At 65.4% G+C, this 25,482-nt stretch carries 24 protein-coding genes; 20 read left to right on the top strand and 4 right to left on the bottom strand.

Annotated features, from left to right (window positions below):
- Window positions 1-257 precede the first annotated feature (257 nt).
- From AFK65_RS01240 to AFK65_RS01225, 4 genes are all read left to right on the top strand, one after another.
- Window positions 258-1,085: a DUF932 domain-containing protein gene (locus AFK65_RS01240; RefSeq protein WP_038858312.1), complete on the top strand. Its 828-nt coding sequence runs from the start codon at window positions 258-260 to the stop codon at window positions 1,083-1,085.
- Between the two features lie 80 nt (window positions 1,086-1,165).
- Window positions 1,166-3,241, top strand: coding sequence for a ParB/RepB/Spo0J family partition protein (locus tag AFK65_RS01235; protein ID WP_038858314.1), 2,076 nt, complete (start codon window positions 1,166-1,168; stop codon window positions 3,239-3,241).
- Window positions 3,242-3,302: 61 nt separating this feature from the next.
- On the top strand, window positions 3,303-3,512 hold the full coding sequence (locus AFK65_RS01230; protein WP_038858316.1) for a hypothetical protein: 210 nt from the start codon (window positions 3,303-3,305) through the stop codon (window positions 3,510-3,512).
- Between the two features lie 432 nt (window positions 3,513-3,944).
- On the top strand, window positions 3,945-4,208 hold the full coding sequence (locus AFK65_RS01225) for a DUF736 domain-containing protein (protein WP_007704444.1): 264 nt from the start codon (window positions 3,945-3,947) through the stop codon (window positions 4,206-4,208).
- Between the two features lie 312 nt (window positions 4,209-4,520).
- Here AFK65_RS01225 and AFK65_RS01220 read toward each other — a convergent pair whose 3' ends face one another.
- A complete protein-coding gene (locus tag AFK65_RS01220) occupies window positions 4,521-4,757 on the bottom strand; it encodes a hypothetical protein (RefSeq protein WP_007704442.1) in 237 nt (78 codons plus the stop codon).
- Between the two features lie 344 nt (window positions 4,758-5,101).
- Here AFK65_RS01220 and AFK65_RS01215 point away from each other — a divergent pair, with 344 nt between their 5' ends.
- The 9 genes from AFK65_RS01215 to AFK65_RS01170 all read left to right on the top strand — a co-directional run bounded on the left by AFK65_RS01215 (window position 5,102) and on the right by AFK65_RS01170 (window position 12,538).
- Entirely contained in the window at window positions 5,102-5,449 is a 348-nt protein-coding gene (locus tag AFK65_RS01215; protein WP_071602570.1) for a DUF2958 domain-containing protein, read from the top strand.
- 342 nt (window positions 5,450-5,791) lie between these two features.
- Window positions 5,792-6,562: a DUF2285 domain-containing protein gene (locus AFK65_RS01210; RefSeq protein WP_038858317.1), complete on the top strand. Its 771-nt coding sequence runs from the start codon at window positions 5,792-5,794 to the stop codon at window positions 6,560-6,562.
- A 113-nt stretch (window positions 6,563-6,675) separates the two neighbouring features.
- Complete coding sequence (locus AFK65_RS01205) at window positions 6,676-6,960, top strand: helix-turn-helix transcriptional regulator (RefSeq protein ID WP_001247107.1); 285 nt, start codon at window positions 6,676-6,678, stop codon at window positions 6,958-6,960.
- Window positions 6,961-7,010: 50 nt separating this feature from the next.
- The gene (locus tag AFK65_RS01200; RefSeq protein ID WP_440588234.1) at window positions 7,011-7,832 is read left to right on the top strand and encodes a replication initiator protein A; all 822 of its coding nucleotides are present in this window, start codon (window positions 7,011-7,013) and stop codon (window positions 7,830-7,832) included.
- A 241-nt stretch (window positions 7,833-8,073) separates the two neighbouring features.
- Window positions 8,074-8,712, top strand: a complete 639-nt coding sequence (gene parA, locus AFK65_RS01195) for a ParA family partition ATPase (protein ID WP_003092312.1) — start codon at window positions 8,074-8,076, stop codon at window positions 8,710-8,712.
- A complete protein-coding gene (locus tag AFK65_RS01190) occupies window positions 8,709-8,972 on the top strand; it encodes a hypothetical protein (RefSeq protein ID WP_038858321.1) in 264 nt (87 codons plus the stop codon). Before parA ends, AFK65_RS01190 begins: the two co-directional genes overlap by 4 nt.
- Window positions 8,969-9,526 carry a DUF2840 domain-containing protein gene (locus tag AFK65_RS01185; RefSeq protein WP_038858323.1) on the top strand — a complete coding sequence of 186 codons (558 nt, stop codon included), beginning with the start codon at window positions 8,969-8,971 and terminating at the stop codon, window positions 9,524-9,526. Before AFK65_RS01190 ends, AFK65_RS01185 begins: the two co-directional genes overlap by 4 nt.
- Window positions 9,523-10,110 (top strand): S26 family signal peptidase, encoded by a 588-nt coding sequence (locus tag AFK65_RS01180; protein ID WP_038858326.1) that lies wholly within the window; start codon window positions 9,523-9,525, stop codon window positions 10,108-10,110. Before AFK65_RS01185 ends, AFK65_RS01180 begins: the two co-directional genes overlap by 4 nt.
- Window positions 10,111-10,558: 448 nt before the next feature.
- Complete coding sequence (locus AFK65_RS01170) at window positions 10,559-12,538, top strand: relaxase/mobilization nuclease domain-containing protein (protein ID WP_038858330.1); 1,980 nt, start codon at window positions 10,559-10,561, stop codon at window positions 12,536-12,538.
- A gap of 63 nt (window positions 12,539-12,601) precedes the next feature.
- Here AFK65_RS01170 and AFK65_RS01165 read toward each other — a convergent pair whose 3' ends face one another.
- Window positions 12,602-13,186 carry a TetR/AcrR family transcriptional regulator gene (locus AFK65_RS01165; protein ID WP_032805810.1) on the bottom strand — a complete coding sequence of 195 codons (585 nt, stop codon included), beginning with the start codon at window positions 13,184-13,186 and terminating at the stop codon, window positions 12,602-12,604.
- A gap of 84 nt (window positions 13,187-13,270) precedes the next feature.
- Between AFK65_RS01165 and AFK65_RS01160 the strand changes: the two genes are divergently transcribed.
- Window positions 13,271-14,137, top strand: coding sequence for an alpha/beta hydrolase family protein (locus AFK65_RS01160; RefSeq protein WP_201764739.1), 867 nt, complete (start codon window positions 13,271-13,273; stop codon window positions 14,135-14,137).
- 201 nt (window positions 14,138-14,338) lie between these two features.
- On the opposite strand, the gene AFK65_RS01155 is transcribed toward AFK65_RS01160, so the two are convergent.
- The gene (locus tag AFK65_RS01155; protein WP_032805136.1) at window positions 14,339-14,641 is read right to left on the bottom strand and encodes a 4Fe-4S dicluster domain-containing protein; all 303 of its coding nucleotides are present in this window, start codon (window positions 14,639-14,641) and stop codon (window positions 14,339-14,341) included.
- A gap of 226 nt (window positions 14,642-14,867) precedes the next feature.
- On the opposite strand from AFK65_RS01155, the gene AFK65_RS01150 reads away from it, so the two are divergent.
- On the top strand, window positions 14,868-15,374 hold the full coding sequence (locus AFK65_RS01150) for a TetR/AcrR family transcriptional regulator (protein ID WP_236612740.1): 507 nt from the start codon (window positions 14,868-14,870) through the stop codon (window positions 15,372-15,374).
- A gap of 130 nt (window positions 15,375-15,504) precedes the next feature.
- On the opposite strand, the gene AFK65_RS01145 is transcribed toward AFK65_RS01150, so the two are convergent.
- Window positions 15,505-17,430, bottom strand: a complete 1,926-nt coding sequence (locus AFK65_RS01145) for an esterase/lipase family protein (RefSeq protein WP_038858332.1) — start codon at window positions 17,428-17,430, stop codon at window positions 15,505-15,507.
- A gap of 261 nt (window positions 17,431-17,691) precedes the next feature.
- Here AFK65_RS01145 and AFK65_RS01140 point away from each other — a divergent pair, with 261 nt between their 5' ends.
- From AFK65_RS01140 to AFK65_RS01120, 5 genes are all read left to right on the top strand, one after another.
- Window positions 17,692-18,282, top strand: coding sequence for a TetR/AcrR family transcriptional regulator (locus tag AFK65_RS01140; RefSeq protein WP_032805134.1), 591 nt, complete (start codon window positions 17,692-17,694; stop codon window positions 18,280-18,282).
- On the top strand, window positions 18,282-20,015 hold the full coding sequence (locus AFK65_RS01135) for a TolC family protein (protein ID WP_197042341.1): 1,734 nt from the start codon (window positions 18,282-18,284) through the stop codon (window positions 20,013-20,015). The genes AFK65_RS01140 and AFK65_RS01135 overlap by 1 nt, the downstream gene beginning before the upstream one ends.
- A complete protein-coding gene (locus AFK65_RS01130) occupies window positions 20,012-21,145 on the top strand; it encodes an efflux RND transporter periplasmic adaptor subunit (RefSeq protein ID WP_007704425.1) in 1,134 nt (377 codons plus the stop codon). Before AFK65_RS01135 ends, AFK65_RS01130 begins: the two co-directional genes overlap by 4 nt.
- The gene (locus tag AFK65_RS01125; RefSeq protein WP_038858335.1) at window positions 21,142-24,231 is read left to right on the top strand and encodes an efflux RND transporter permease subunit; all 3,090 of its coding nucleotides are present in this window, start codon (window positions 21,142-21,144) and stop codon (window positions 24,229-24,231) included. Before AFK65_RS01130 ends, AFK65_RS01125 begins: the two co-directional genes overlap by 4 nt.
- Window positions 24,232-24,488: 257 nt before the next feature.
- A complete protein-coding gene (locus tag AFK65_RS01120; RefSeq protein WP_233209862.1) occupies window positions 24,489-25,325 on the top strand; it encodes a MipA/OmpV family protein in 837 nt (278 codons plus the stop codon).
- Window positions 25,326-25,482: the final 157 nt, after the last annotated feature.

Here is a 25,482-nt window from a genome sequence, read left to right as displayed (position 1 = left end):
GCCGGGGGCCGTCAAGGCGCGCAGGGCCGTGTCCTCGGCTGCGCCTGCGGGCCGCACCAACCCTGCGCTTGTTTCCTTGACAGCCCCCGTCCGCGCGCTCCTGACCGTCGCGGGCGATGAACTCAGGAAAGACGGTGGCAACAGGGCCAACCGGGTTCCTCGTGCCGACCGCACCGAACAGCCGAAAGGCTGGGCTCCGAATCTAGGAATCCGGTGTGCGGTGTGAACAGCAAACCTCTTTTGTCAGGAGAAAGACCATGCAACTCGCATCCCGTTTCGCTTCCCGCTCCCCCTCGCTGCGCAGCGATTACCCGCTGTCCGACGACCAGATTCACCGCGTGGCCCCGTCCATCTTCGCGGACGCGCCGCACGAGAGCCGTTCGCAGCGGTATGCCTACATCCCCACCGCCGCCGTGCTGACCGAGCTTCGCAAAGAAGGCTTCCAGCCTTTCATGGTGACGCAAACCCGCGTGCGCGATGAAGGCAAGCGCGAGCACACCAAACACATGATTCGCTTGCGCCACGCCAGCCAGATCAACGGCGCGGAGGCCAACGAAATCGTGCTGCTGAACTCGCACGACGGCACCAGCAGCTATCAGATGCTGGCCGGAATGTTCCGGTTCGTGTGCAGCAATGGCCTTGTCTGCGGCAACGCCGTGGCCGATGTGCGAGTGCCCCATAAAGGCGACGTGGCCGGTCTGGTCATTGAGGGCGCTTACGAAGTCTTGAGCGGTTTCGACCGGGTGAAGGAATCGCGCGATGCCATGCGCGGCATCACCTTGGACGATGGCGAATCCGAAGTGTTCGCCCGCGCCGCGCTCGCCCTCAAGTACGACGACCCGGACAAGCCCGCGCCCATCACGGAATCGCAAATCCTGATGCCGCGCCGCTTCGACGACCGCCGCCCCGACCTGTGGAGCGTGTTCAACCGCACCCAAGAAAACCTGACCCAAGGCGGACTGCGTGGCCGCAGCGCCAACGGGCGCCGCCAGCAAACCCGCCCGGTGCAGGGCATCGACCAAAACATCCGACTGAATCGTGCCCTCTGGCTGCTGGCCGATGGCATGCGCCAGTTGAAAGCCTGAATCCCTACGCGGCAAGGGCAGGCAGCAGCCCTTGTCGCTTTCTTCGCTGCTGCATCCCTGAACAGATAGGAGTTATCACCATGAACGCCGTTACCCAAACCGAAGCCCGCGCCATCAACACCGCCGCCGCTATCCCGCTGGAAGCCGCTGATCCGACCAAGAACCTGATTCTGGTTCCGCTGTCGCGGCTGGTGTCGCGCCCCACTGGCCGCAACGTGCGCAAGACCCCGCGCATGTCCATTCCCGAACTCGCCGCCAGCATCCAGCGTGTCGGCCTGCTGCAAAACCTCATCGTGATTGCCGCCGCCGATGGCAAGCATTACGAAGTCGTGGCCGGTGGCCGTCGCCTCGCAGCGTTGAAGCTGCTGGCGAAGAAGCACCGCATCAGCAAGGAATGGGAGGTGCCTTGCCTGCTGGTGGCCGATGGCACCGCACGCACGGCCAGCCTGACCGAGAACGTGCAGCGAGAAGCCATGCACCCCGCCGACCAGTTCGAGGCGTTCGCCGCGCTGGTGGGCGAAGGCCGCAGCATCGAGGATATTGCAGCGGATTTTTCCGTCACGCCGCTGGTGGTGCAGCGCCGCTTGAAACTTGCCAACGTCTCGCCGCGCCTGCTGGCCGACTATCGCGCCGAGGTCGTGAGCCTTGACCAGTTGATGGCCCTTGCCATCACCGACGACCACGCCGCGCAGGAAGCCGCGTTCTACGGTGCGCCGACATGGCAGCGCAGCCCGCACAACCTGCGCGACCGTCTGACCGAACGCGAAATCGACGCCTACCGGCATCCGCTGGTGCGCTTTGTCGGGCTGGACGGCTACGAGCAGGAAGGCGGTGGCATCCGCCGCGACCTGTTCGCGGAGGGCGACAAAGGCGTGTATCTGACCGATGCCGCACTGCTGGAACGGCTGGCGCAAGACAAGCTGGCAGGTATCGCCGCCATGGTGAAGGCCGAGGGCTGGGCGTGGGTGGATGCCACGCCGGGCATGACCCATGCGGATTTGCAAGCCTTCCAGCGTGCTCCAAGGGAACGCCGCAGCCCGAACAAGCGCGACGCGCAGCGCATCGAGAAGCTGCAAACCAAGCTGCACGAACTGGCCGAGGCGGTGGATGCCGCGCTGGATGACGAGGACGAGGAAAAGGCCGATGCCTTGCAGGAAGAAGGCGAACGCCTGGGCGAGCAGTTGCAGGCGCTGGACGATAGCTTGCTGGACTATGCGGCCAATGTGAAAGCCGCAGCCGGTGCCATCGTCACCATCGACCGCGACGGGCAGGCCGCGATTCATCGCGGGCTGCTGCGCGAAGCGGAGGCCAAGGCACTGCGCACGCTGGAACGGCTGCGGCAGGGTTTCGGCAGCGAAGGCGAAGCCGCGAACGAGGACGAAGGCGAAGGCGAGGACGACGAGCAGCCCAAGACCGCCACAATGTCCGACCGACTGGCGCAGCGGTTGAGCGCGCACCGTACCGCCGCGCTGCAAATCGAAGTGGCCCGGCATCCGCAAGCCGCGCTGGCCGCCGTGGTGCATGGCATGGTGCAGACCGTCTTGCAGGAAAGCCACTACGGCCACGAGCTGCCGCTGGGCGTGCGCCTCACGGTGCAAGACCGGCTGGAACGCATGGCCCCGGACTGGCCGGAATCACCCGCCGCCGTGGCGCTGCGCGAACTGCAACAGGTGGCAGGCGAAACCTTGCCGGAGGACAGCGCCGAACTGTTCGCTGCGCTGCTGGCGAAATCACAGGATGAACTGGTGCGGCTGCTGGCAGTGTGCGCAGCTTCCACGGTGGACGTGGTGACGCCTCGCGCCACGCCGCACCAGCCCGGCGCGGAACTAGCGCAGGCCGTGGGGCTGGATATGGCCGCGTGGTGGCAGCCCACCAATGAGGGTTATTTCCGGCATGTGCCGAAGGCAGCGATTCTGGAAGCCGTTGGCGAGTTAGCGCCCTCGCACGTCACCCGACTGGCGAAGTTGAAGAAGGGCGACATTGCCAGCGAAGCCGAACGGCTGGCCGCTGGCACCGGCTGGATGCCCGCCATCTTCCGCACCGAAGGCCCGCAGCAGGCCGGGCAGGACGTGCCTGCGGATGGCGAAGCCGAAGCGCTGGAACAAGCGGCCGCCGTGGCGGATGACCAGCCGCAGGCCGAGGCTTTGGCCGCGTGACTTCGCACCGTAGATAGCGCCCCGGTTCCGGCTGGGGCGCTTCATGTCGAGGATGCCTGCCATGACCCACCAACCCGCAAACCGCCCCCGCATGGCGGCGACCTACGCCTCCGGCACGGTGCGTGCCCGCCGCTGGCATGGCGATGGCGACGTGCGCGGCTACCGTCCGTCGCGTAGCTGGACGGCCCGCGCCGACCTGACCGACCTGCATCCGATCACGGGCCGCGCCTTGCCGCGCGCCGTGTGGTGGATCATCGAAACCAAGGAATAACGAGCCGCACCGGCCCCAAGCCGTTCCGCCTTGGGGCCGGTGGTCAAAACTCCGGGCGCGGCGGTGGCCGCGCCCGGTTTCACTGCTCAAAGTCAAAACGCCCCTTCGCCGCCTTCGGTCAGGCGGCGAAGGGGCCGCGCACAACGGCGCTTGTGCGCGAAGAACCCACGAAGCCAGCAAGTGCTGGCGGCGCATCGCGCCGCCGACGATTCGACCGCGCCCCGCCGCAATGGGCGGGGCTTGCGCGGCTACGCCCCGGCTTGCCGCGGCAGGTTGCACGAAAGCGTGCCGTCCCCGACGCTGGCGGTTCGTTGTCTGTACGTCACGAAGGACGGTTCACCGACACGCCGCCCGGCCTCGCTTCTATGGAGCTTCCACACCACGCCTCAAGCATGTGGCCGCGAGCTGCGGCAGGGGCGCTCTTGCCTTGTCATGGGCATTGACCTGGCCGCGTCAGGGCGCAAGCCGGTTCCCAACGACAAGGGCGACGCCGAGAGCGCCCCGGACTTCCGCCTCCAGGCGGTCGGCCACGACATCGGCGCGGCGTGGAAGAAGACCAGCGAGGCTGGGCGGGATTACCTGTCAGTGAGCCTCGACGATCCTTCGTTCCCGGCAACCGTTTATGCCCGCCTGATCGAGAACGAGGATGGCACGCACGACCTGATCTGGTCGCGCAACAAGCCCAAGGCGGCCTGACAGCCGCTTAGCGCGCCCCGCCCACTGCGGCGGGGCGCGATGCTGCTGATTGCAGCACCGCTCGCGCAGGATTTCTGCCGCTGCCGCGTGCTGGACACGCCCATCAGGGCGGGCCTGCATGGGTGCCTTGTGGCTCGCAATCCGTGTCAACGAGCGATCTATGGCGTGTCGGCGCTGTAAGCGCCGCCGGGCTTTCGGGCTTCGCCCCGTGCCGGCAAGCCGTCACCGCCATACGGCTTCAATCCCTCACGCCTCCGCGCCTGTGGCGCTGCGCGCTCCGCTTGCTGCAATTCAGCGCCACACGCCAACGCGCTACGGCGTGTCGGGCTCTTCCCATAGCGCCCCAAGTTCCTGGCGCACCTGTGCCAGCAAAAGGTCGGCTTCGCGGGTGCTGTCGCCGGCATAAGCCAATGTCAGCAGCGTGAGCGGATGCACTTCCATGACCTCGCACAGATCGGCCAGCTTCTGGATAGTTGGGCTTTTCAGGTCGCGCTCCAGCGTACTCATGTAGGTGCGACTGGACACGTTGGAGAACGCTTCCTGGCTCAAACCACGCGCCTTCCTTACCGTCCGAATCGCCGCTGCCAATGAGTTCTTCGCTGCCACCTATGGTTTCCCCCAAAAACCAAGATGACAGCCCATTGCGCCCTATAGGGCTACAATCTATAGTGTTCATTTGGTGATGTTGTTTTCCTTTTCCGTGCTTTTACAGAGATCCGCATCTGCGGATTTCCTCAGACCCAGGGAACCGCATCCGTGTCTTTCCTGACTTCCACCCATACGCCTTCGTGCCTCTCCGCTTTTGCGGATTGGTGCACTTGCGCATCTGTGCGTCCGTCCGCACGCACAGATGCGCCTCGGCGATTGCGTGTATTCGTGGAAGGGGCGCGACCTTGACCACGCTTGTCACCGAGGAAGACCGGGTGCAGCTGCTGGCCCACGGCCTCACACGCACCACAGGGCAGGAATGCGACCCGCTGCCAGTGGTGCGCCTGTTCACACCGGATGCACATGCGACGTGGCTACTGGCCGCGCTCGATCCGACCGATGGCGATACGGCCTACGGCCTGATCGACCTCGGGATCGGAATGCCGGTGCTGGGGACGGTAAAGCTGTCTGATCTGGCGTCCATCATCGGGCCGCACAAGCAGCCGGTGATGCGAGATCGGTATTTCCAGCCGACGCGGCCGCTGTCGGAATACGTTCGACTGGCTCAGGAGAACGGTTCAATCACCGATTGACACATTCCAGCGCGACCAGGCCAAAAGTATCGCATTGTGACTATTTCGGTCTTAGCCAAGACCTGGCAAGTCTTGATCCGCATGCTTGCACCAGGGTGGTGCACCCCTGACCAAAACAGTCATGATCCCAGGCGCGCGATCCGGCACGGTGTTCAATGCTGCACCCCATTTCCGGGCGGTGCAGTCGTCGCACTTAGACGATTTCAGCAATGCACTGGAGCGAATCTGTCTTGACACCAGCAGCTAAAGCGTAACCCGAGTTTGATGACCACTTGATGGCGATTCGATAGCTCCCGCACAGCGGAATTGTGGCGACGTTCCCAGAAACAGGGAGGTTTCGCCATGACTGACCGCAGCAGCCAACACTGGTATCCCACGGCGGCGTATCTCTACACGCTGCACCTAGATGGCCCGGCGCTGGCTTGGGAGTATTTGCGCAGGAATCCAAATTACCGGCGCGACTGGCTACGCCGGCGTCGCAAGCCAGACGCGGCGCAGGCCTGGGGCCTGCGTCTGCTGGAAGATCCCGGCCTGGATGCGCGCGATGCACATCCTGCTTGGTTCCCCGATCACGATGCCGTGGTGCAGCTATACCCCGACGCCGACCCACCGCCCAATGCGCACACCTTCGAGTTCTGGCGCATTCCTGGGCGCAAGCAACTGACCCACGACGGCAAGCGCCTGGTGCTCGTATCGCATTGGCCAGGCTGCTGCGTTCGGCTGGCACTCGCGCCCGATTTGGAAGAAGGCTCGGCCTACCTCTACGCCGCACGTGCCTGCGCTACGCCCTGTGCGCGCTACCGCACGCTCGCTGCCAAGCTGGATGCGCTATCTGCCGCAACCGTGGCCGCGCCTGTGGCAACAGCCCGCTCTCGCCCCACGCCCGCCGCGCTGCTGGAACTGCATACCTTGCAAGCGCTCGACGCGACCCTCGCGGGAGCCTCCTTGCGCGAGGTGGCCGAAGGTCTGTTCGGCGCGGATGCCGTCGCGGCCGACTGGCAGAAAGACAGTGCATTGCGTGCCCGCGTGCGGCGGCTGGTACGCCGCGGCGATGAGCTGATGCACGGCGGCTACCGCCGACTAGCGCAGCTTCCAATGTTCCCGTCGCATTAGGGGGGGGACGTTTCTCGACCCGTGCGAATCGTCCCTTAGCAAGAAGCCTTGCTTTCTTGAGAGTGCCTCTATCCGGCCGCGTGGTGTGGCCGGGTTTGATGGAGGCACATCCCATGCGACCTGCTCCCTCGCGGCCTGCCGCCGCTGCCGTCACTGCGACCTCGCAGCCTCAACGCTACCTGACAAACGACGAAGCCGCCGACTACCTGCGGCTGTCGCCGCGCACGCTGGAGAAGCAGCGGGTGATCGGCGGCGGCCCCAAGTTCCGCAAGTTCGGCCGACGCGTCATGTACGCGGTGTCCGACCTCGATGCCTGGGCCGACCAGCGCAGCTACGAGGCCACGTCCGATCCCGAATACGCCGAGCGCCACGCGGGCGACTACCGTGATGGCCGCTGACCGTCGGCGCGTGGGTGGCCTTCGCCATGTCCAGCCCGCCAGGGCAAGCCTTGCCGCAGCGCGAACAGCTCGATCTGTTCCGAGCGCTGCCGGGCGACATGGCGCCACGCGATTCCCAGGACTTGATGGCCTTTCCGTTCTTCTCGCTTGCCAAGTCGCGGCGCACGGCGCCGATCGACTTCCGCAGCGGGAACGTCACCATCCGCGTGGAAGGCACGCAGGAGCACGGCATCGCAACGATATGGGATGCCGACGTGCTGATATGGGCCGCCTCGCAGATCGTAGAGGCGCGCGACGCGGGCCTGCGCCCGTCGCGCTGGATACGCGCCACGCCTTACGAGATTCTGCGCTTCATCGGGCGCGGCACGTCCCTCAACGACTACCAGCGCCTGAAGGCCGCCCTCGACCGGCTGCAATCGACCACGGTGGCCACGTCCATCCGCGAAACCACGGGAAGGCGCTTGCATCGCTTCTCGTGGATCAACGAGTGGAAGGAACTGGCCGACGCCAGCGGCACGCCGCTGGGCATCGAGCTGATCTTGCCGGACTGGTTCTACGCCGGCGTGCTCGACGCCGCCCTGGTGCTTACCATCGACCCGGCCTATTTCCGCTTGAAGGGCGGTATCGAACGCTGGCTGTACCGCCTGGTGCGCAAGCATGGGGGGCGGCAGGAGCACGGCTGGCAATTCGACTTCCGACACCTGTACCGCAAATCCGGCAGCGCGGCCCGCTTCTCGGACTTCGCCTACGACGTGCGCGCCCTGGTAGCGCGGCAGTCGCTGCCCGGCTACGTCCTCGGCATCGAGCGGATGCCGGACGACAACACCGAGTTGCTGACCTTCCGGCCCGTGCCGCATACGGCACGGGGATAACTGCGGGAGAACCTGTGGACGGCCTCGTGCTATCAGGAGTACCGGGTATCGTGCTATCAGGAGTACGACTCTCGTGCTATCAGGAGTACGAAAACGCCGGCAAGCCAACAACGGCGCGGGTTTGCGTTCCCTCTAACTTACCTAACAAGAAATACATAACTTTTAGTAGAAGCGCGCCGTTTCGGTGGACAACCACGAAACGGCACGGCCAGGCCGGCTTTCCAGCTCGGAGGGCCGCGCCATGATCTTCGCGTTTCTCAACCAGAAAGGCGGCGTCGGCAAGACCACGCTCGCCACGCACATCGCCGGCGAACTGGCGATGCGCGGCCTGCATGTCATCCTGCTGGATGCCGACCCGCAGGGGTCATCGCTCGACTGGACGCAGCGGCGTAGCCAGCAGGGCCTGCCCCGTCTGTTCAGCGCCGTGGGACTTGCCCGCGAAACGCTGCATCAGGAAGCGCCAGAACTCGCTAGGCGGGCCGATCACATCATCATCGACGGCCCGCCGCGCATCGCCGCCCTCGCGCGCTCCGCGCTGCTGGCGGCCGAGCGCGTGCTGATCCCCGTGCAGCCCAGCCCCTACGACGTATGGGCTTCTGCCGAGATGGTCGCACTGATCCGCGAAGCACAGGTGTTCCGGCCAGCGCTGCGCGCGGCCTTCGTCATCAACCGGCGCGTCAGCACCACCATCATCGGCAGGGAGGCACGGCAATCGCTGGCCGAACAGCCGCTGCCCGCGCTGCGCTCGGAGATCCACCAGCGCATCGTCTTTGCCGACAGCGTAGCCGCTGGCCGGCTCGCCCGCGAAACCGCGCCCGACAGCGCCGCTGCCCGCGAGATCGCCGCGCTCACCGACGAACTGCTGCGGTGGCCGACATGACTGGAAAGCCATCACCACGCAGCAAGCGCGTCGGCATCGGTGCGCGTCCCCCAGCGAATCCGCACGCCGAAGCGTGGATTCGCCAGGGCGACGCAGATGCCTTGCAGAAAGGCGACCTCTACACCGCTCGACTGACGCTCGACATCACGCCCGCCATGCGGGCGCGCATCAAGGTGTCGGCCTTCACGCGAGGCGTGACCGTAGCCGAACTGCTGCGCGGCCTGCTGGAGCGGGAGTTTCCCCCGGAGGGCACGCCGTGAACGCATCCGCTTCGACCGCCCACACCCCCAAAGCAAGTGCGCCCACGGCTGCACCGCCGCCGGCGCCTTCGACACTCGCCGGCCAAGCCGGCAACGTGCCGCTGACGCGCGTGGCGCTGGCCTACATCGAACCGCGCTTCAAGCTCTACCTGCGCTTCGGCGAACCGGCGCGCACGCTCCAGCTCGACCGCTGGCGGCGCTGCGCCGTGTTCCTGCCGAACGCGGTTCTGTGCCGCATCCGTTGGCAGGCCAACGACTACGGCACGATCCGCTGGCAGCTCATGGTGATGCAGACCGCCACGCCGCTGGACGCCGTGCAGCGCATCCCCGGCGTGCAGCCGGGCGCGCGTCTGCTGCTGCACGCCGAAGGCGATGCCAACGTGCGCGCCGTGCTGGAACGCATCGACGGCATCGAGGCGCTGGGCATCGCAGCCGCAGACACATCGCCCGCGTACTGGCGCACGCTCGCGAACCGGCTCGCAGCGCGCTCGCCGCTACCCACATACACCGCAGAACGGCACGCCGCCTGGCTGGCCGGGAGGGCATTGCCATGACCACGATTTCCACGACCGGCCCCGTGCCGCATCCTCGCTCGCGCCTGCGCGCTCGCCTCGTGCTGGCAGGCTTCGCCACCGTCGGCCTCGCTGGGCTGGCCTGGGCGGCGTTCGTGCAGCCCCTGCCGCGAATGGCCTACAACCCGTCCGACAGCGTGGCGGTCGGTTGGTATCGCATCGAACCGCTCGACCCGCGCACCGCCTCGCGGCCACGTCCGCTGTCCGTGGACAGCATCGTGCTGGTGCCGCTGCCCGACAGGGCCGCCATGCTGGCTGCGCAGCGCGGCTACCTGCCGACCCGCGTTCCGCTGCTCAAACGTGTGGGCGCGGTCGCGCCGCAACACGTTTGCATCGTCGCCGGGCAGGCACGCATCGACGGCGTGCCTGCGGCCGCCGCGCTCCCTGCCGACCGGCTGGGCCGGCCGCTGCCATCCTTGCCGTTTTGCCGCCGCCTCGAACCGGGCGAACTGTTCCTGTTGAGCGTGACCAATCCGGCGTCGTTCGACAGCCGCTATTTCGGCCCGGTCAGCGCATCCGCCGTGATCGGCGTCGCGCACCCGGTCTGGCTGGAGACACGCCCATGATGGCCGCCGATTCGCTGCACGTTGCCGTGCCTCTCATCGTGCCATCGGGCATGTCGTTCCAGTGGCTGCCGCCGTGTCGTCGCGCGTGCAGCGCGGGCGCATTCGCGCCGCGCCTCGCCCAACATCCGGCGCAGCCGTCCAGCGTGCAGGCGTCTTGCCTCGAACGCGCCCGGCCTGCGGCCATTGGCGCGTTCGCCGGCGGGCTGGCTGCAAGCAGCGCAGCGCCGCCGGGCCGCCGACGCCCGGAGCGACAGCGAGGGGCAACGGCGGAAGGCAAGACAAAAGGACGCGGCACCGGGCCGCGTCGAAAGCTTGTCTGCACATGGGGGTGGCGCGGCACGGAGCGGCTTCGCCGCCGTGCCGCGTGGGGCGCGAGGGTCGCGCCAATGCAGGCATGTCCGCGTGCTTCGCACGACAGGACTCGCCAGGGCTTGCAGGGAGAACGGCAATGACCGACCGCCGCGACGACGATTTCCGGGTGCGCCCCAGCGCCCCGAAGAACCGGGGCAAGGGCCAGGGGCAGAGCTTCGTTTCCAAGGTGCTCAAGCAGGCCGGCAGAGCCAGCAGCGGCAAGTCGGCGGTGCGCCGTCCTGGGGCGGCCGGCACCGGCCAGCGGCCTGGCTCGCGCCTGGGGCGCGGCCATACGGCGGCGCGCTTTGCCGGGGCGAAGCTAACGCCCATGTCGCGGCGCGTGACCATCAAGACCTTGCTGGTCAATCACCAACGGGCCAGTCCGCAATCGCTCGCCAAGCACCTGCGCTACGTCGAACGCGATGGCGTGGGCCGCGACGGCGAACTGGGCCAAGCCTACGGGCCGCAGACCGACACCGCCGGCCTCGATGCCTTCAAGGAACGCTGCTCCAATGACCGCCACCATTTCCGCTTCATCGTTTCGCCGGAGGACGGGGCTGAACTGGACGACCTGCGCACCTACACCCGGCATCTGGTGGATCGCATGGAAGCCGACCTGGGCACGCGGCTGGATTGGGTGGCGGTCGATCACTGGAACACCGACAACCCGCACACCCACCTGATCGTGCGCGGGCGCGACGACACGGGCAAAGACCTCATCATCGCGGGCGACTACATCGCCCACGGCTTCCGCCATCGGGCCGCCGAGCTAGCGACGGAATGGCTGGGGCCGCGCACCGAACTGGAGATCCAGCAGACTTTGCAGCGCGAAGTGGAGCAAGAGCGGTGGACGAGCATCGACCGCACATTGCAGCGCGAGGTCGGCGACGATGGCCGAGTGCGGATCGAGCGCTTGAACGAACCCCGGCTGCAACGCCAGCGCCTGCTGCTGATCGGCCGCCTGCAACGCTTGCAGCGCCTGGGCCTGGCCGACGAAGTGCAGCCTGGCACCTGGGCCATCCATGCGGATGCGGAGAAGACCTTGCGCGCCCTGGGCGAGCGCGGCGACATCATCCGCACCATGCAGCGGGCGATGAGCGGCCAGCCGCGCGATCTGGCGGTGTTCGAGCCGGGCGACGATGGCCGCACCATCATCGGCCGCGTGGCCGGCAAGGGCTTGGCCGACGAGCTGCACGACCGCGGTTATCTGGTCATCGACGGCGTGGATGGCAAGGCCCACTACGTCGCGTTGAATGCCCGCGACGAGCTGGCGAACTACGCGACCGGAGCCGTGGTGGAGGTACGCGGTGCCGCCGAGATGCGGTCGGCCGACAAGAACATCGCCGCGCTGGCGAGCGATGGCCTGTATCGCCCCGATCATCACCTGGCGATCGAGCGAGGCCGAGCCAAGCCCGGCCGCGACCCGCAGGAGGTCGTCGCGGCCCACGTTCGCCGGCTGGAATCCCTGCGCCGGGCCTGCATTGTGGAACGTGTGGCGGACGGACTATGGAAGGTGCCGGACGATCTGGCGGAGCGTGGCCGCCAGTACGACGCGCAACGGCTGGGCGGCGTGGCTGTGGAGCTGAAATCGCATCTGTCGATCGAGCGGCAGGCGCGGGTAATCGGCGCGACCTGGCTGGATCAGCAATTGATCGGCGGCGGCAAGGGGCTGGGCGACCTGGGCTTTGGTGGCGATGCCAAGCAAGCCTTGCAGCAGCGCGCCAACTTCCTCGAAGAAGAGGGGCTGGCCCAGCGGCGCGGGCAGCGGGTGATTCTTGCCCAGAATCTGCTGGAAACGTTGCGCAATCGGGAGCTGGCGCAGGCAGCGAAGGACATTGCCGCCGACACCGGCCTGGAGCATCGCTCCGTCACGGACGGGGAGCGCGTGGCCGGCATCTACCGGCGCTCCGTCATGCTCGCCAGCGGGCGCTACGCGATGCTTGATGACGGCAAGGAATTCAGCCTGGTGCCGTGGCGGCCGGTGATCGAACAGCGGCTGGGGCAGCAGATCGCCGCGACAGTGCGCGGCGGTGGCGCGTTGTGGGAGATTAGCCGGCAGCGCGGGCCTGAACTCTGATAGCGCACATCATCTTCTGCATGTTGCAAGATCGTCGGGGCTAGGTGCGAATACTTCACGATATCAACCTGAACCTTTGGTGTGCACCAAGATTTCCAACTGTCGTGCCACATGATCGAAAGGCGCGACGCTGCGCTCCGCGCGGCATAGCACGATCGCACCTTCAATACTGGCGACGATGAGAGTGGCCAGTTGGGATGCATCGACGTACGTGTGTCCGTGAGATTGCAGTGATGCAGACAGTATCGCCTTCCACTGGCCAAACGTCAGCGCAGCGGCCTCCAGTGCTTCTACCGCTTCACCCTCAATCGGTTGTTCGACCGCTGCGGCCATGACCGGGCAACCCTGGCGAAAATCAGAGCGCAGCAGGATTTCGCGCCACAAACCCAAAAACGCACGCAACCCCGGCCGGAGCCCGTCGCGTAAATGACCTTCCAACTGCCGCTGCACTCGGGCACCCGCCTGCAACACCGCCTCAGAAATCACCTGCTGCTTGCCGCCCGGAAAGTAGTGGTAGGTCGAGCCGAAGGGCGCCTGGGCACGCTTGGCCATCTCCCGGATGCTGGTTGCGTTCAAGCCGTGCCGGGCCAGCATCTCGGCGGCCACGGCCACGACACGCTGGCGGCCGTCAGTTTGACGAGGACTCATGGCAAAAACCTTGCTAAGACAGTCGTCATAGTCTAGCCTCGCGAATTCAAGTATGACAGTCGTCATAGATAGCGTGAAATGGCCGTGACTTCGAACCTGATTGAACTGACCGCCGCCGATGGCTACGTACTCGGCGCCACTCGGTATGTGCCAGACATCCCACCCCATGCATGTCTGGTCGTTGCCGGCGCCACCGCCGTACCCCAAGGCTTCTACAAGCGCTTCGCCGAGTTCGCCACCTCCCGGGGCTTTGAAGTCCTGACCTTCGACTATCGGGGGATCGGCCGCTCGCATCCCGGATCATTGAAGAACTTCCGCATGGACTTGTTGGACTGGGGGCGACTCGATCTGGCAGCAGCGGTCGATGCTATGGCCCATCCGCAGGTGCCGCTATTCATCGTCGGGCACTCATTTGGCGGCCATGCCTTCGGGTTGCTCCCCAACCACCAGAAAGTGGCAGGCTTTTATGTGTTTGGTACGGGGGCGGGCTGGCATGGCTACATGCCGATGGGTGAACGCCTGCGGGTACTGGCGATGTGGAACCTCGTTCTTCCAGTCCTGACGTGGTGGAAGGGGTACTGCCCTTGGAAGATGCTGGGCATGGGTGAGGATCTTCCCGTTGATGTCTACCGCCAGTGGCGGCACTGGTGCCGCTTTCCCCGTTATTTTTTTGACGACCCTGCCATGTCTGGCATCGAACGTAATTACGCCGAGGTGCGCACGCCGATCGTGGCTGCCAATGCGCTTGACGACCGGTGGGCGATGCCAGCCTCGCGGGATGCCTTCATGGAGGCTTATCGGAATGCACCATTAACGTGCAAGGACCTAAATCCTTCCCAATCCGGCGGCGCGCTCGGACATATGGGCTATTTCCGCCAATCAGCGACATCGCACTGGGAAGACGCGCTGGAATGGTTTGCGGGTCTGTCCCACAGGGCCGAACGGAGATGAACACAGCGCCACACTGACGCTCCTCGCTTCGCTGACTACTTCGCGCCACTTTCGGCAGCAATGCCCTGCTCTAAGCGGCACATCTGCCGCTCTTCGAGCGGCGCCCATATCTACATCTAGATCAGCAAGGGAAAAATTAGCGGACCTTTTTGCTAAGGCGCTTGCGATAAGAAATATAGGAGCAAAGCACGTTACAGCAGTTCAAGCTCGCTCAAGTTTGATTGCACGCTCTGGGCAGGCAGTGACGCATAGGCCACATGCCTCACATGCACTGGCATTCGGCATGAAGGCCTGCTTCCAACCGTGGGCAAAGCCCTTCACCTTGCCAATCCAGGAGAGGCCGTCTCGATCGGACTTGGGAAGGACACCGAGCACGAACACGTCTTTCGGACAGGCGCTGATGCAGTCGCCTTTTCCCTCGCAGCGGTTGCGATCGATGACCGGCACAAACTTGCCAGGCGGATGCTTACACGGCTCAGCCGCGGCTTTCGGTGTTTTTTCCATAGGTCCTTTCTCTGGGTTATGGTTTACCCAGCGGTGCTTTGAAGAGCGGTGCTAAGACCAATTTTACTTCATTGTGGCACCGAGTGCCAGTTGGTGCATTGTGCTCTAATGGCACTAAATGCCATAAATCAGAGCGATTTGAATGACAGAGAAGCACCCCAGCCTTCGTGAAAGGCACAAACAAAGCACTCGAACGGACTTGTCCAACTTCGGACTGGAACTGTTCTTGAAACAAGGCTTCGCCAATACCACCATCGAGCAGATCGTCGAACCCCTGGGCATCGCGCGGCGTACCTTCTTTCGGTACTTCAAGACCAAGGAGGAACTGGTCTTCGCGTGGCACGCAGAGAAGACTGTGGAGTTGGTCGAGGTGTTGAAGAGCAGGCCCGCCAAGGAGCGCCCCTTGGACGCGGTTTGCGCAACCATGGCGACGACCCTCAAGCGCTACGACGCGAATCCAGAGCTTGCCTTCGCTCTGGTACGCCTTCTGAAAGAGACACCGGCCTTGCTCGCCAAGGAATGCGAAAAGCGGATGGACCGGGAACTGGCGCTTGCTGCTGCATTGGTGGAGCGAGAAGGCAAGCAGGGTCTGATCCCCCTCAAAGCGCGCATCATCGTTGGTGCGGTCACGTCAGCGTGGATGGCAGCGCTGGATGAGTGGTATGCCGACGGCGGGCAGGCAGACCTGCGGCCCATCATGGCAAGCGCGTTCGCATTGGTTCACGAGCTGTGATCATCATCCTGGGCGACGCGCCGTATTGTCATTGACCGTGGAGCACTGCCTTGGAGCATGCATGTGCTCCGAAGGCGGCGCTTTCCACGCCGGCTGTTTCGTGTCGTGCCGAAGGCCTTTGCATTTCCTGTCAACAGCCCTCGCAGCGGAGATCGGCTGCGGCCGACAGGAGATGCTCCAGCAGGATGCGGCGTATCTCCAATATCGCCTCTGCCGTTTCCTGCACGCTGTGCCATGACGTGATGACCCTCTCGGATAACGCGCCCTCCAGGTGCGCACTGGCATAGGGCACCACGCCGTCGCTGGACTGCGCCAGTATGTCCTCGGGACGTTCGCGGCCAATGATCGAGTGGTAGCGCACCCTCGGGCTGATCTGCAATTGCGCAGCCGCACGCACGAATGGATCGCGGTCGCTCAGGTTGTCGATGCTGTTCGGGATATGCAGCGGTTCGCTGCCCTGACCCTGGGGAGAAAGCCGGGCCAGCCGTCTCGTCAGATCGCCCGCCTGCTCCAACATGGCCAGAGGCAAGGTGACGAGATTGGCGGCGTGGCGTGCCAGCCGGTTCTCGGCGAAGGGCGTGCCGCGGTGCGGTGCGGCAATAAAAACGGCGCGTGTGACCTGCGGCATCGGCTGAAACTCCACATATGCGGTCAGATCGCGCTGGAGTTCCGGGTCCGATGCCATGCGCGTTTTCGCTCCCGACGGTAACAACGGCCACATTGCCTGGCCTGCATCGGACACCAACAGCCGCGACAACACGCCACCCATGCTATGGCCGACCAGCACCATGTCGCGTGAGGCGCGGGCCGTGCCCTGGGGGTCGAAGTGGGCCAGTGTCTGTGTCAGCGCCTGCTCGATGGCGTGCCGGTTCAGGGCCAGGGGGGCATTCGTTGGGTAATAGACCTGCCAGATCTGATAGTGCTGGCGCAGCGTCTCGTCGCCCAGCACCTCGTTGGCCACATTGACCCATGCTTCCGGGCTGCTCGCCAGTCCGTGCAGCATGACGACGATCCCCCGTTCCGGGTCATAGGGCTGCATCAACTGGATTTGCGGCCGCACGATGCCGTCGCTCATGCCGAACAGGGTACGCAGCGCTTGTGTGGCGAAGCCGGAGCGCGCGAGCCAAAGGCCATAACCGGCAGTGAAGTTGGCCGCGAGCGGAGCCTGTACCCCGGCCGTGTCGATCTGCTTCGCGCGGTAAGGATCGTAGAGGCGAATATCCACGCGGCGGGTGCCCAGCACCTCTTGCAGGTTCCGGCCCTCGAAGGTGATCAGCGCAGTGATCGCGGGATACCGCATCTCGGTATAAGGCACCGGGGGACTGGTTGGTAGCGGCGGGAGGACCGCCACCAGCGGGGCGCCGAAGCCGTCGCGCCGATAGGTGTTGCGCAGGCCGGAGAAGCGCAGCGAGGAAGCGGTCACCAGCGCCTCTGGCAGCGCCGCACCCTGCGTGCGTGCAAACCCCTCGACGTGGCTGCTTAGACGCCACTGTCCAAGATGGAGGACAGAAGCCCCGGTGTTGCGGGTGGCGGCAACCCGCTCGCGCCAGCGGGCGTTGAACAGGCGTGTCACGGTCTGCTCGACGGCGTAGTTGTAGTAGTCGCGCACTTGGGTCTGGCGGTCCTCGAACGCGCGTTCTCCGGGGCGCCGCTCGGTGAAAAACAGGTAGGCCCAGGCGTGCCGCGCTGCTTCAAGCCACGCGTCCAGCGCCGGGGCTTGCCGGGTCGAGCTGGCAGGCGCCTGGTCGGCCGCGAGTGCCGCTTCCAGCCACAGTTCGGACAGCGCGGACTGGCGCTGCTCCTCGGTGATGCCGCTCGCCTGCGCCAGGGTCTGTCGGCAGGCCTCCTGGCGTTCACGGCAGTCGTCGATGCCGACCACGCGCAGCACCTCCTGCGCGGCCGTGCTCAGCCGGCCCGTGGTGAGCACGTCGCCACGTCGCTCAGCCAGGTACTCCTTGGGTGAGATGGATGAAACGGACACCACCGCGCAGCCTGGCAGCAGCGCGACGAGCAGTACCCACAGCAGTATGTGAAACGGGGGCCGAAGGCGACTCATGAAGCCGCCTCCTGCATATCGGAAAGGTCGGAGCGCGCGGCTCGGCAGCCGAGAGGGTCGGCGTTGGTGGCCTGCGCGCGACCGGGTTCGCACGGCTCAACCGTGGCTCGGGATACGTCTTCCATAGCGCTTCTCTCCCCTGAAGCCAATGAAACGCCGACAGGGGCGGTTCAGCCAAAACTTCAGTCATTGTGACACAAAGTGCCAATTGGCGCATAATGCAGTATTGGCACCAAGTGCCAGTTAAGGCAGAATGCACCCATGACACAGAAAAACCCTGGCCTTCGCGAAAGACACAAGGAGAGCACCCGCAGGGAGTTGTCCAACCTCGGGCTCGCGCTGTTTCTGAAGCAAGGCTTCACCCACACCACCATCGAGCAGATCGTCGACCCTCTGGGCATCGCGCGGCGCACCTTCTTTCGCTACTTCAAGACCAAAGAGGATCTGGTCTTTGCCTGGCATGAAGAAAAGACCGTTCAGTTGGCCGACGAGTTGAGGGGCAGGCCCGCCGAGGAGCGCCCCTTGGATGCGGTCTGCGAAACGCTGGGGACGGTGCTCAAACTCTATGACGCCAATCCCGACATGGCTTTTGCTCTGGTGCGCCTCCTGAAGGAAGCACCGCCCTTGCTCGCGAAGGAGTGCGAGAAGCGGATGGAGCGAGAAGTGGTGCTTGCCGCCGTGCTGGTGGAGCGATACGGCGAACGGGGCCTGAGCCTGCTGGAGGCGCGCATCATCGTGGGCGCGGCGACGTCAGCATGGACGGCCGCCCTGGATGAATGGTACGCCGACGGTGGGCAGGCAAATCTGCGGCCGATCATGGCAAGAGCGTTCTCACTGGTGCGCGAGCTGTGATGGCGACGCTGCACGATCTGACGCATCGCCAAGGTCACCCTGGACCGCGGCTTGGGGCGTGCGTGATGGCCGCAGCGCTTTGCGTCGGTGGTTGCGCGACGCAGCCGCCTTATGCGACGCCACACGTCGATGTGCCGACGGCTTGGGCGAACGCCAAGGCAGGTACGCCAGTCGGTGGCGCCGAGTTGCGCGAGGACTGGTGGACGCATCTGGGCGATCCCGCCATCGACACCCTCGTCGCCTCGGCGTTGATCGACAACCCCACGCTTGCACAAGCAGCCGCACGTGTCGATGAAGCGCGTGCGGGGCTGGGAGCGAGCCGTGCCCGGCGCGCTCCCCAGCTTGGTGGCAACGGATCGCTGTCGCGCGGCAAGTCGCAGGGCCAGACGGGCGGCGCCGAGACAATCAACGCCACTACGGGTTCTTTGGGCGGCAGCCTTGCTTGGGAGCTTGATCTTTGGGGCCGTGCCCGTGCGACGGAAGACGCGGCCCGCAGCCGGCTCGACGCGCGCAACGCGGACGCCGATGACGCCCGGCTGTCCCTGGCCGCGCAGATCGCCGACGGCGTCGTGGCCCTGCGCGCCTGCAACTATTCCCTCGCGATTCGCGGCCAGGACATCGCCTCGCGTGAAACCGAGCTTTCGCTGATCCGTCAGCGCCTCGCGGTTGGCAATGTCGCGCCCGTGGAAGAAGCCAGCGCACTGAGCAATCTTGCCGCCGCGAGAACCAATCGCTTCAGCCAGGAAGAGGCCTGCACGACCCTGGTGGACGCGCTTGTCGCGCTTAGCGGCCGGGAGGCCGCGACGGTACGGCAGCTTGCGATGCAGCCGCCGCTTGTATCGCCCAGCGGTGACTCGTCGCAAGCCGCAGCCATCAGCCGCCCGGCTGGTCCCGCGGCCACCGCCTCCCTCGCGCCCTCGTCGCGCCTGGACCTTCAGGCCATTGTCCACCTCCAGCACGGCGAGGCTCGGCGCCTCGCGATGTCATCTCCCTCCGTGCCGCCCAGTAGTGATTCGTCGGCATCCGTTGCAGTCGAACATCTCGATGATCCCGCGGCCATCGTACCCATCGCGCCGTCATCCCGACTGGATCTGCCGGCAACCGTTCTTCTCCAGCATCCTGCGGTCCGGTCAGCCGAGCGGGAACTCGCCGCCACATATGCCGAGATCGGTGTTGCCCGTGCCGAGCGTCTGCCGCGTGTTGATCTGTCTGCGCTCCTGACGGGCCAGTGGATTCGCGCACTGGGGTCCACGGTCAATTTCGATACCTGGTCCGCCGGCGCTGCGGTGTCCGTGCCCATCTTCGATGCGGGGCTGGGGGCGGCCAACGTCGATGTCGCCGAAGCGCGGTATCGCGCGGCCCTGGCGACCTTGGCAGACACCCTGCGTACAGCGACCCGTGATGTCGAGGACGCTCTGGCTGCGCTGTCGTCGGCGCAGCAGCGCGTGGGCACGTCCCGACAGGCTACCGATGCAGCTCGCATTGCTTTGCAAGCCAACGAAGCCCGATATCGCGCCGGCGCCATCAGCCTGTTCGAGCTGGAAGGCTCGCGACGGCAGTTCAACAGCGCGCAAGAGAGCGCCATTTCGGCTGCTTCCGATCGCGCTCGATCCTGGGTTTCCCTCGTGCGCGCCGCAGGGAATCCGCCGCTGTCGGCGGCGGCACCGGAGCCGCCGGTGACCCGAAAGACGACCGATACCCCTATCGCCCGCAACGAAAGTATTCGCAGATGAGCCCAGAACAAGAGCACCCCCGCAATTCGCCCACTCCTGGTCACCTGCGCAGGAACCGGGTCGCGTATGCCATCGGGGCCATCGCCGTCGTTGCGGCGGCGCTGGCGCTCGTCTTCGTGCAGCGCGATCGGAGCCCGGCCGAAGTTACTCCCGCCGCCACGCCAGCGCTCACCGTGACAAGCGCCGCGCCACGCGAGGTGTCTTGGCCGCTGCAAATCAAAGCCACCGGCGCGATTGCCGCATGGGAAGAAGCCAGCATCGGCTCGCAGATCGGCGGCTACCAACTCATCGACGTTCGCGTCAACGTCGGGGACGTTGTGAAAAAGGGCCAGGTGATCGCCCGTTTCGATCGCGCGCTGTTGGAGGCGGAACACGCGCAACTGAAGGCGAATGCCGATCAAGCGGCCGCCAACCGCCAGCGCGGTCTGGCGTTGCAGCGTAGCAGCGCCATGAGCGATCAGGACGTGCTGCAGCTCGTGACCCAATCCAAGACCGCCGATGCCTTGCTCGCGGCCAATGCGCTACGGCTGCGCTACACCGACGTCAGGGCGCCCGATGATGGTGTCATCAGCGCCAGAACGGCGACCCTTGGCACCGTCGTCCCGGTGGGCCAGGAATTGTTCCGGATGATTCGCCAGGGGCGCCTGGAATGGCGTGGCGAGCTGACGGCGGGACAACTGGCCCAAGTCAAGATCGGCCAGGAAGTCACGCTTGAACTTCCCGACGGCAACACCGCGACGGCGACCGTTCGACAGACTTCGCCCGTGCTGGACAGCGCCTCGCGCCTGGCCATCGTCTATGCCGACCTCCGACCAGGTAGCTCGGCCCGGGCTGGCATGTACGCCAGCGGCAGCCTTGGGCTGGGGAGCGGCGCGGCGCTGGTCGTGCCCGCCGAGAGCGTCGTCATTCGCGATGGGCGCAGCCATGTGCTCGCGTTGGCCGACGCCAGCGCAACGCCCCGGGTGTCGCTGCGAAGCGTCACTGTCGGCCGGCGCAATGGCCGGGAGGTCGAGATCACCGACGGGCTTGGCAAAGATGAACACGTCGTCGTCCAGGGCGCAGGGTTCCTCAAGGACCGTGATCTGGTGCGCATCTCCCAAGGCCGTCCGGCAGGAGCGGCCAAGCCATGAACTTCGCCACCTGGTCCATTCGCAATCCCATACCCTCGATCCTGCTGTTCGCGCTGCTGGCGCTCGCCGGATTGTGGGGATTCCAGAAGCTGCCCACGCAGGACTTGCCCGACCTCGATCTGCCGATGGTTACGGTAGCGTTGTCGCAGCCGGGGGCGGCCCCCGCTCAACTCGAAACGGAGGTCGCACGCAAGGTCGAGGACGCGCTCGCGACCTTGAGCGGGCTGAACCATCTGACCACATCAGTCACGGATGGCTTGGTGTCGATCCAGGTGCAATTCGTACTGGAAAAGAATCTGTCGGACGCGCTGATCGAGACCAAGAACGCGGTGGACGGCATTCGCTCCGACCTCCCGCCTGATCTGCTGCAACCGACGGTCAGCGCGTCCAACAGCGTCGGTGCTCCGGTGCTCACCTATGCCATCGCTTCCTCCCGTCTCAGCGAGGAGCAGCTTTCCTGGTTCGTGGACGATACAGTCGCCAAGACCGTGCTCGGCGTGTCCGGTGTTGGCCGGTTCGAGCGGCTTGGCGGCATCGAACGCGAGGTTCGGATCGAGGTCGATCCGCTGCGCATGTCTGCCCTTGGCATCACCGCGGCGGATGTCTCCCGAGCGTTGCGCCAGGTACAGCAGCAGTCCTCGGGTGGCCGCGGACAGCTCGGCGGCGAGGAGCAGTCGGTTCGCACGATCGCCACGGTTCGCCAAGCATCGGAGCTTGCGGGCCTGCGGATCTCGCTGTCGAACGGCACGAGCTTCAGGCTGGACCAGATCGCGACCATAATCGATGGTCAGGCTGATCCCACGCACGCGGCCTTGCTCGATGGCAAGCACGTGGTCGGCTTCAGCGTGTATCGCGCCAGGGGCTTTGACGAAGTGCGGCTGGCCGATGGCGTTCGCGAGGCCCTGGCCGGCCTCCAGCAGGCCGATCCGGCGCTCAGCCTGACGGAGATTTCTGGGTCGGTCGGCCAGACGCTGGAGCAGTACGAAGGTTCGATGGCGATGCTGTACGAAGGCGCCATCCTGGCGATGATCGTCGTCTGGCTCTTCCTGCGCGACTGGCGCGCGACACTGATCGCCTCGACCGCGCTACCGCTGTCCATCCTGCCCGCGTTCGCGGCCATGGCCTGGCTGGGCTTCACGCTCAATACCGTCACGCTGCTGGCGCTTGCGGTGGTCGTGGGCATCCTGGTCGATGACGCCATCGTCGAGATCGAGAACATCGAGCGCCACCGGCACATGGGCAAATCGATCCGGAAGGCAGCAGAGGATGCCGTGACCGAGATCGCCCTGGCCGTCATGGCGACCACCATGAGCTTGGTGGTCGTCTTCCTGCCGACCGCCATGATGAGCGGCATTGGCGGCTTGGTCTTCAAGCAGTTCGGCTGGACCGCCGTGATCGCCGTGCTCGCGTCGCTGCTCGTCGCGCGCTTGCTCACGCCAATGATGGCAGCCTACCTGCTCAAGCCCGAGCCGATTCCCGAGAAAGAAGATGGCCGGGTCATGCGCTGGTACATGGCAACGGCGCGCTGGTGCCTGAAGCACCGCAAGACCACCTTGGGCGGCGCGGTCATCTTTCTGGCCGCTTCGCTCGCCCTTGTACCCTTCATCGAGACGGGCTTCATCCCGGCCTCCGACAGTGGCACGACGACCGTGAGCATCGAGTTGCCGCCGGCCAGTTCGATGGCGGACACATTGGCGGTTGCCGAGTCTGCGCGCAAGGCCGTCAGCGATGTGGATGGCATCGCCCACGTCTTCGCCACGGTGGGCACTGCGCAGAGTGCCGGGCCAGGAGGCACGCGTGCTGGCGAGGTTCGGCGGGCGTCGCTCACGCTCACGATGGGGCCGCGTGGCGATCGGCCATCGCAGCAGGTCATTGAGAAAGCTGTGCGAGAGCGCCTGCTCAACGTTGCAGGCGCGCGCTTCGCTGTTGGTGGTGGAGGGCCGGGGGAGAAACTTTCGATCATCCTCGCCAGCGACAATGCCGAGGTGCTCAAGGCGAGCGCAGAGGCAGTGGAATCCGAACTGCGCGACGTCAAGGGCCTCACGGGCATCGCCTCCACCGCAAGCCTGGAACGTCCCGAGATCATCATCCGCCCCGACCCGGAACGCGCGGCCGAGCGTGGCGTGACGACCGCAGCGATCGGCGACGTGGTACGGGTGGCGACGAGCGGCGATTTCGATTCGCAGGTCGCGCGCCTGAACCTGGACAACCGGCAGGTCTATATCCGTGCGCGCATTCCCGATGCAGCACGGCAGGACATTGACACGATCGGCAACATGCGCGTACCGGGCCGCGACGGGCCGGTGCCGCTTGCCAGCGTTGCCAGTCTGTCCGTGGAGAGTGGTCCTGCGCAGATCGACCGCCACGACCGCCTTCGCAACGTCACCATTTCGGCTGACTTGGGGGGCACCGCACTTGGAACGGCGCAAGCAGCAGCCGCCAACCTGCCTTCGATTAAGTCCCTGCCATCCAGCGTGAAGGTGGTCGAGGCCGGCGATGCAGAAATCGTTGCCGAACTCGGCGCGGGCTTCGGTATGGCGCTCGTGGTTGGTGTCCTGTGCATCTACTGCGTGCTGGTGCTGCTGTTTAGGGACTTTCTTCAGCCGATCACCATTCTCTCGGCCATACCGCTGTCCATCGGCGGCGCGTTTCTCGCGCTGCTGGTCACGCGCAGCCAGTTGAGCGTGCCTTCAATGATCGGGCTGGTCATGCTGATGGGGATCGTCACTAAGAACTCCATTCTGCTCGTCGAGTACGCGGTCATCGGCATGCGCGATCGCGGCTTGTCTGTTCACGATGCCTTGCTGGACGCGTGCCACAAGCGAGCGCGCCCCATCGTGATGACCACCATCGCGATGATCGCCGGCATGTTGCCCATCGCGCTGGGGCTTGGCGCGGATTCGAGCTTCCGCCGGCCCATGGCCATGGCGGTGATCGGCGGCCTGATCACATCGACCGCATTGAGCTTGCTCGTCGTGCCTGCCGTGTTCCTGTACGTGGACAAGTTCGAGAAATGGCTGGCATCGCTCGGATTCTTTCGACACACCGAGCGCGCCACCGCCGGCGAGGGGGCGCTTGAACGATGACACAGCAGCCTTCGCCACGATGCGGCACTCCCGCAGCGCGTCCGTCGCCTCCCTTCATGGCGAGCAGCGTGTGGCCGGACTGGTGCGAGACGACGTCGGGTCGTCAAAACGAGATGGAAGTCAGGCAGACGGTGAAGTGCGGCCGTCTGCCGACGGTCCGCGAGCCTATCGGCGCAGTTCGATGGCGCGGTCCGCCAGCAGCCGATCCCCTGCATGGGGAGAGGCATTCTTCACGTTCTCCTTGAAAGGGATCAATCATGTCATCACGCCTTCATTGCGCAGCCCGGCTGCGACGCCAGCCGTCTTATGCGGCGCTGCCGATTCTGGTCGCCGGCATTTTCTCCACTCCCGCCGCCGTTGCTCAGACCGACGATACGAAGAGGTCCGCGAGAGGCCAGGCCATGGCCGAAGCCGAGCGCAGTGAATCGACATGGGGGATCGGCGTCGCCGGTGGCATGCAGTACCGCGTTTACCGGGACTTCGATAACCGCGTGCGTGGCTTGCCGATGATCACCTATGAGAATAAGTGGATTCAGGTGGCCGGCCCTGGCCTGGACGTCAAGCTCCCGTCGTTGGGGCCGGTGTCTTTCAGGCTGCGTGGCCGGTATGCCATGGATGAGTTCGATTCTGGCGACTCGCCGTACTTCGCGGGTATGCGCGACCGGGATTCCAGCTTCTGGGTCGGCGGTGCCGCCATCTGGCGCAGCGGCATTGCCAACCTGTCTGCCGAAGTGCTGACCGATGCCATGAGCAACAGCAAGGGAACGCGGGCGACGCTGCAGATCGATCGGCGTTTCACCGCAGGCCCGATCGGTTTGACACCGCGGCTCGCGGCCGAGTGGGTGGACAGCAAGTACGTGGATTACTACTACGGCGTGAGGTCGGACGAAGCGCAAAGCTGGCGCCCGGCCTACAGCGGCAGTTCCTCGGTCAATACCGAAATCGGACTGCGCGTTGACTGGCAGCCTGTGCCCAAGCACACGGTGTTCCTCGATATGGGCGCCAAGCACATGGGCAGTTCGATCCGCAACAGCCCGCTGGTCGAAAAGAGCACGCAGTACGGCGTGGGACTCGGCTACCTGTATCGGTTCTGAGAAGGCGATTCATGGCATGGCCCGTTGCTGGGCTTTTGCTGTGTTTCGGATTCGACTCGAAATGAGCGGGACGCAGGGCATTGGGAATGTGTGCTGGAGCGCGTTATCTGGCCAGCCACTGCCAACTGCGTTCATCTCGATCTTCTTTTTGTGGGAG

The organism is Cronobacter universalis NCTC 9529 (assembly GCF_001277175.1).
In the GTDB taxonomy this organism is placed as follows: Bacteria; Pseudomonadota; Gammaproteobacteria; order Enterobacterales; family Enterobacteriaceae; genus Cronobacter; species Cronobacter universalis.
The sequence above is the reverse complement of the archived record's forward strand: the minus strand, read 5'-3'. Positions and strand labels throughout refer to the sequence as shown.

Coding starts and splice junctions, on each gene's coding strand:
- AFK65_RS01140 (WP_032805134.1), top strand. CDS start 17,692: ATGACACAGAAAAACCCTGGCCTTCGCGAAAGACACAAGGAGAGCACC.
- AFK65_RS01180 (WP_038858326.1), top strand. CDS start 9,523: ATGACCACGATTTCCACGACCGGCCCCGTGCCGCATCCTCGCTCGCGC.
- AFK65_RS01155 (WP_032805136.1), bottom strand. CDS start 14,641: ATGGAAAAAACACCGAAAGCCGCGGCTGAGCCGTGTAAGCATCCGCCT.
- AFK65_RS01145 (WP_038858332.1), bottom strand. CDS start 17,430: ATGAGTCGCCTTCGGCCCCCGTTTCACATACTGCTGTGGGTACTGCTC.
- AFK65_RS01125 (WP_038858335.1), top strand. CDS start 21,142: ATGAACTTCGCCACCTGGTCCATTCGCAATCCCATACCCTCGATCCTG.
- AFK65_RS01225 (WP_007704444.1), top strand. CDS start 3,945: ATGGGCATTGACCTGGCCGCGTCAGGGCGCAAGCCGGTTCCCAACGAC.
- AFK65_RS01235 (WP_038858314.1), top strand. CDS start 1,166: ATGAACGCCGTTACCCAAACCGAAGCCCGCGCCATCAACACCGCCGCC.
- AFK65_RS01210 (WP_038858317.1), top strand. CDS start 5,792: ATGACTGACCGCAGCAGCCAACACTGGTATCCCACGGCGGCGTATCTC.
- AFK65_RS01135 (WP_197042341.1), top strand. CDS start 18,282: ATGGCGACGCTGCACGATCTGACGCATCGCCAAGGTCACCCTGGACCG.
- AFK65_RS01165 (WP_032805810.1), bottom strand. CDS start 13,186: ATGAGTCCTCGTCAAACTGACGGCCGCCAGCGTGTCGTGGCCGTGGCC.
- AFK65_RS01205 (WP_001247107.1), top strand. CDS start 6,676: ATGCGACCTGCTCCCTCGCGGCCTGCCGCCGCTGCCGTCACTGCGACC.
- AFK65_RS01170 (WP_038858330.1), top strand. CDS start 10,559: ATGACCGACCGCCGCGACGACGATTTCCGGGTGCGCCCCAGCGCCCCG.
- AFK65_RS01130 (WP_007704425.1), top strand. CDS start 20,012: ATGAGCCCAGAACAAGAGCACCCCCGCAATTCGCCCACTCCTGGTCAC.
- parA (WP_003092312.1), top strand. CDS start 8,074: ATGATCTTCGCGTTTCTCAACCAGAAAGGCGGCGTCGGCAAGACCACG.
- AFK65_RS01120 (WP_233209862.1), top strand. CDS start 24,489: ATGTCATCACGCCTTCATTGCGCAGCCCGGCTGCGACGCCAGCCGTCT.
- AFK65_RS01190 (WP_038858321.1), top strand. CDS start 8,709: ATGACTGGAAAGCCATCACCACGCAGCAAGCGCGTCGGCATCGGTGCG.
- AFK65_RS01240 (WP_038858312.1), top strand. CDS start 258: ATGCAACTCGCATCCCGTTTCGCTTCCCGCTCCCCCTCGCTGCGCAGC.
- AFK65_RS01230 (WP_038858316.1), top strand. CDS start 3,303: ATGACCCACCAACCCGCAAACCGCCCCCGCATGGCGGCGACCTACGCC.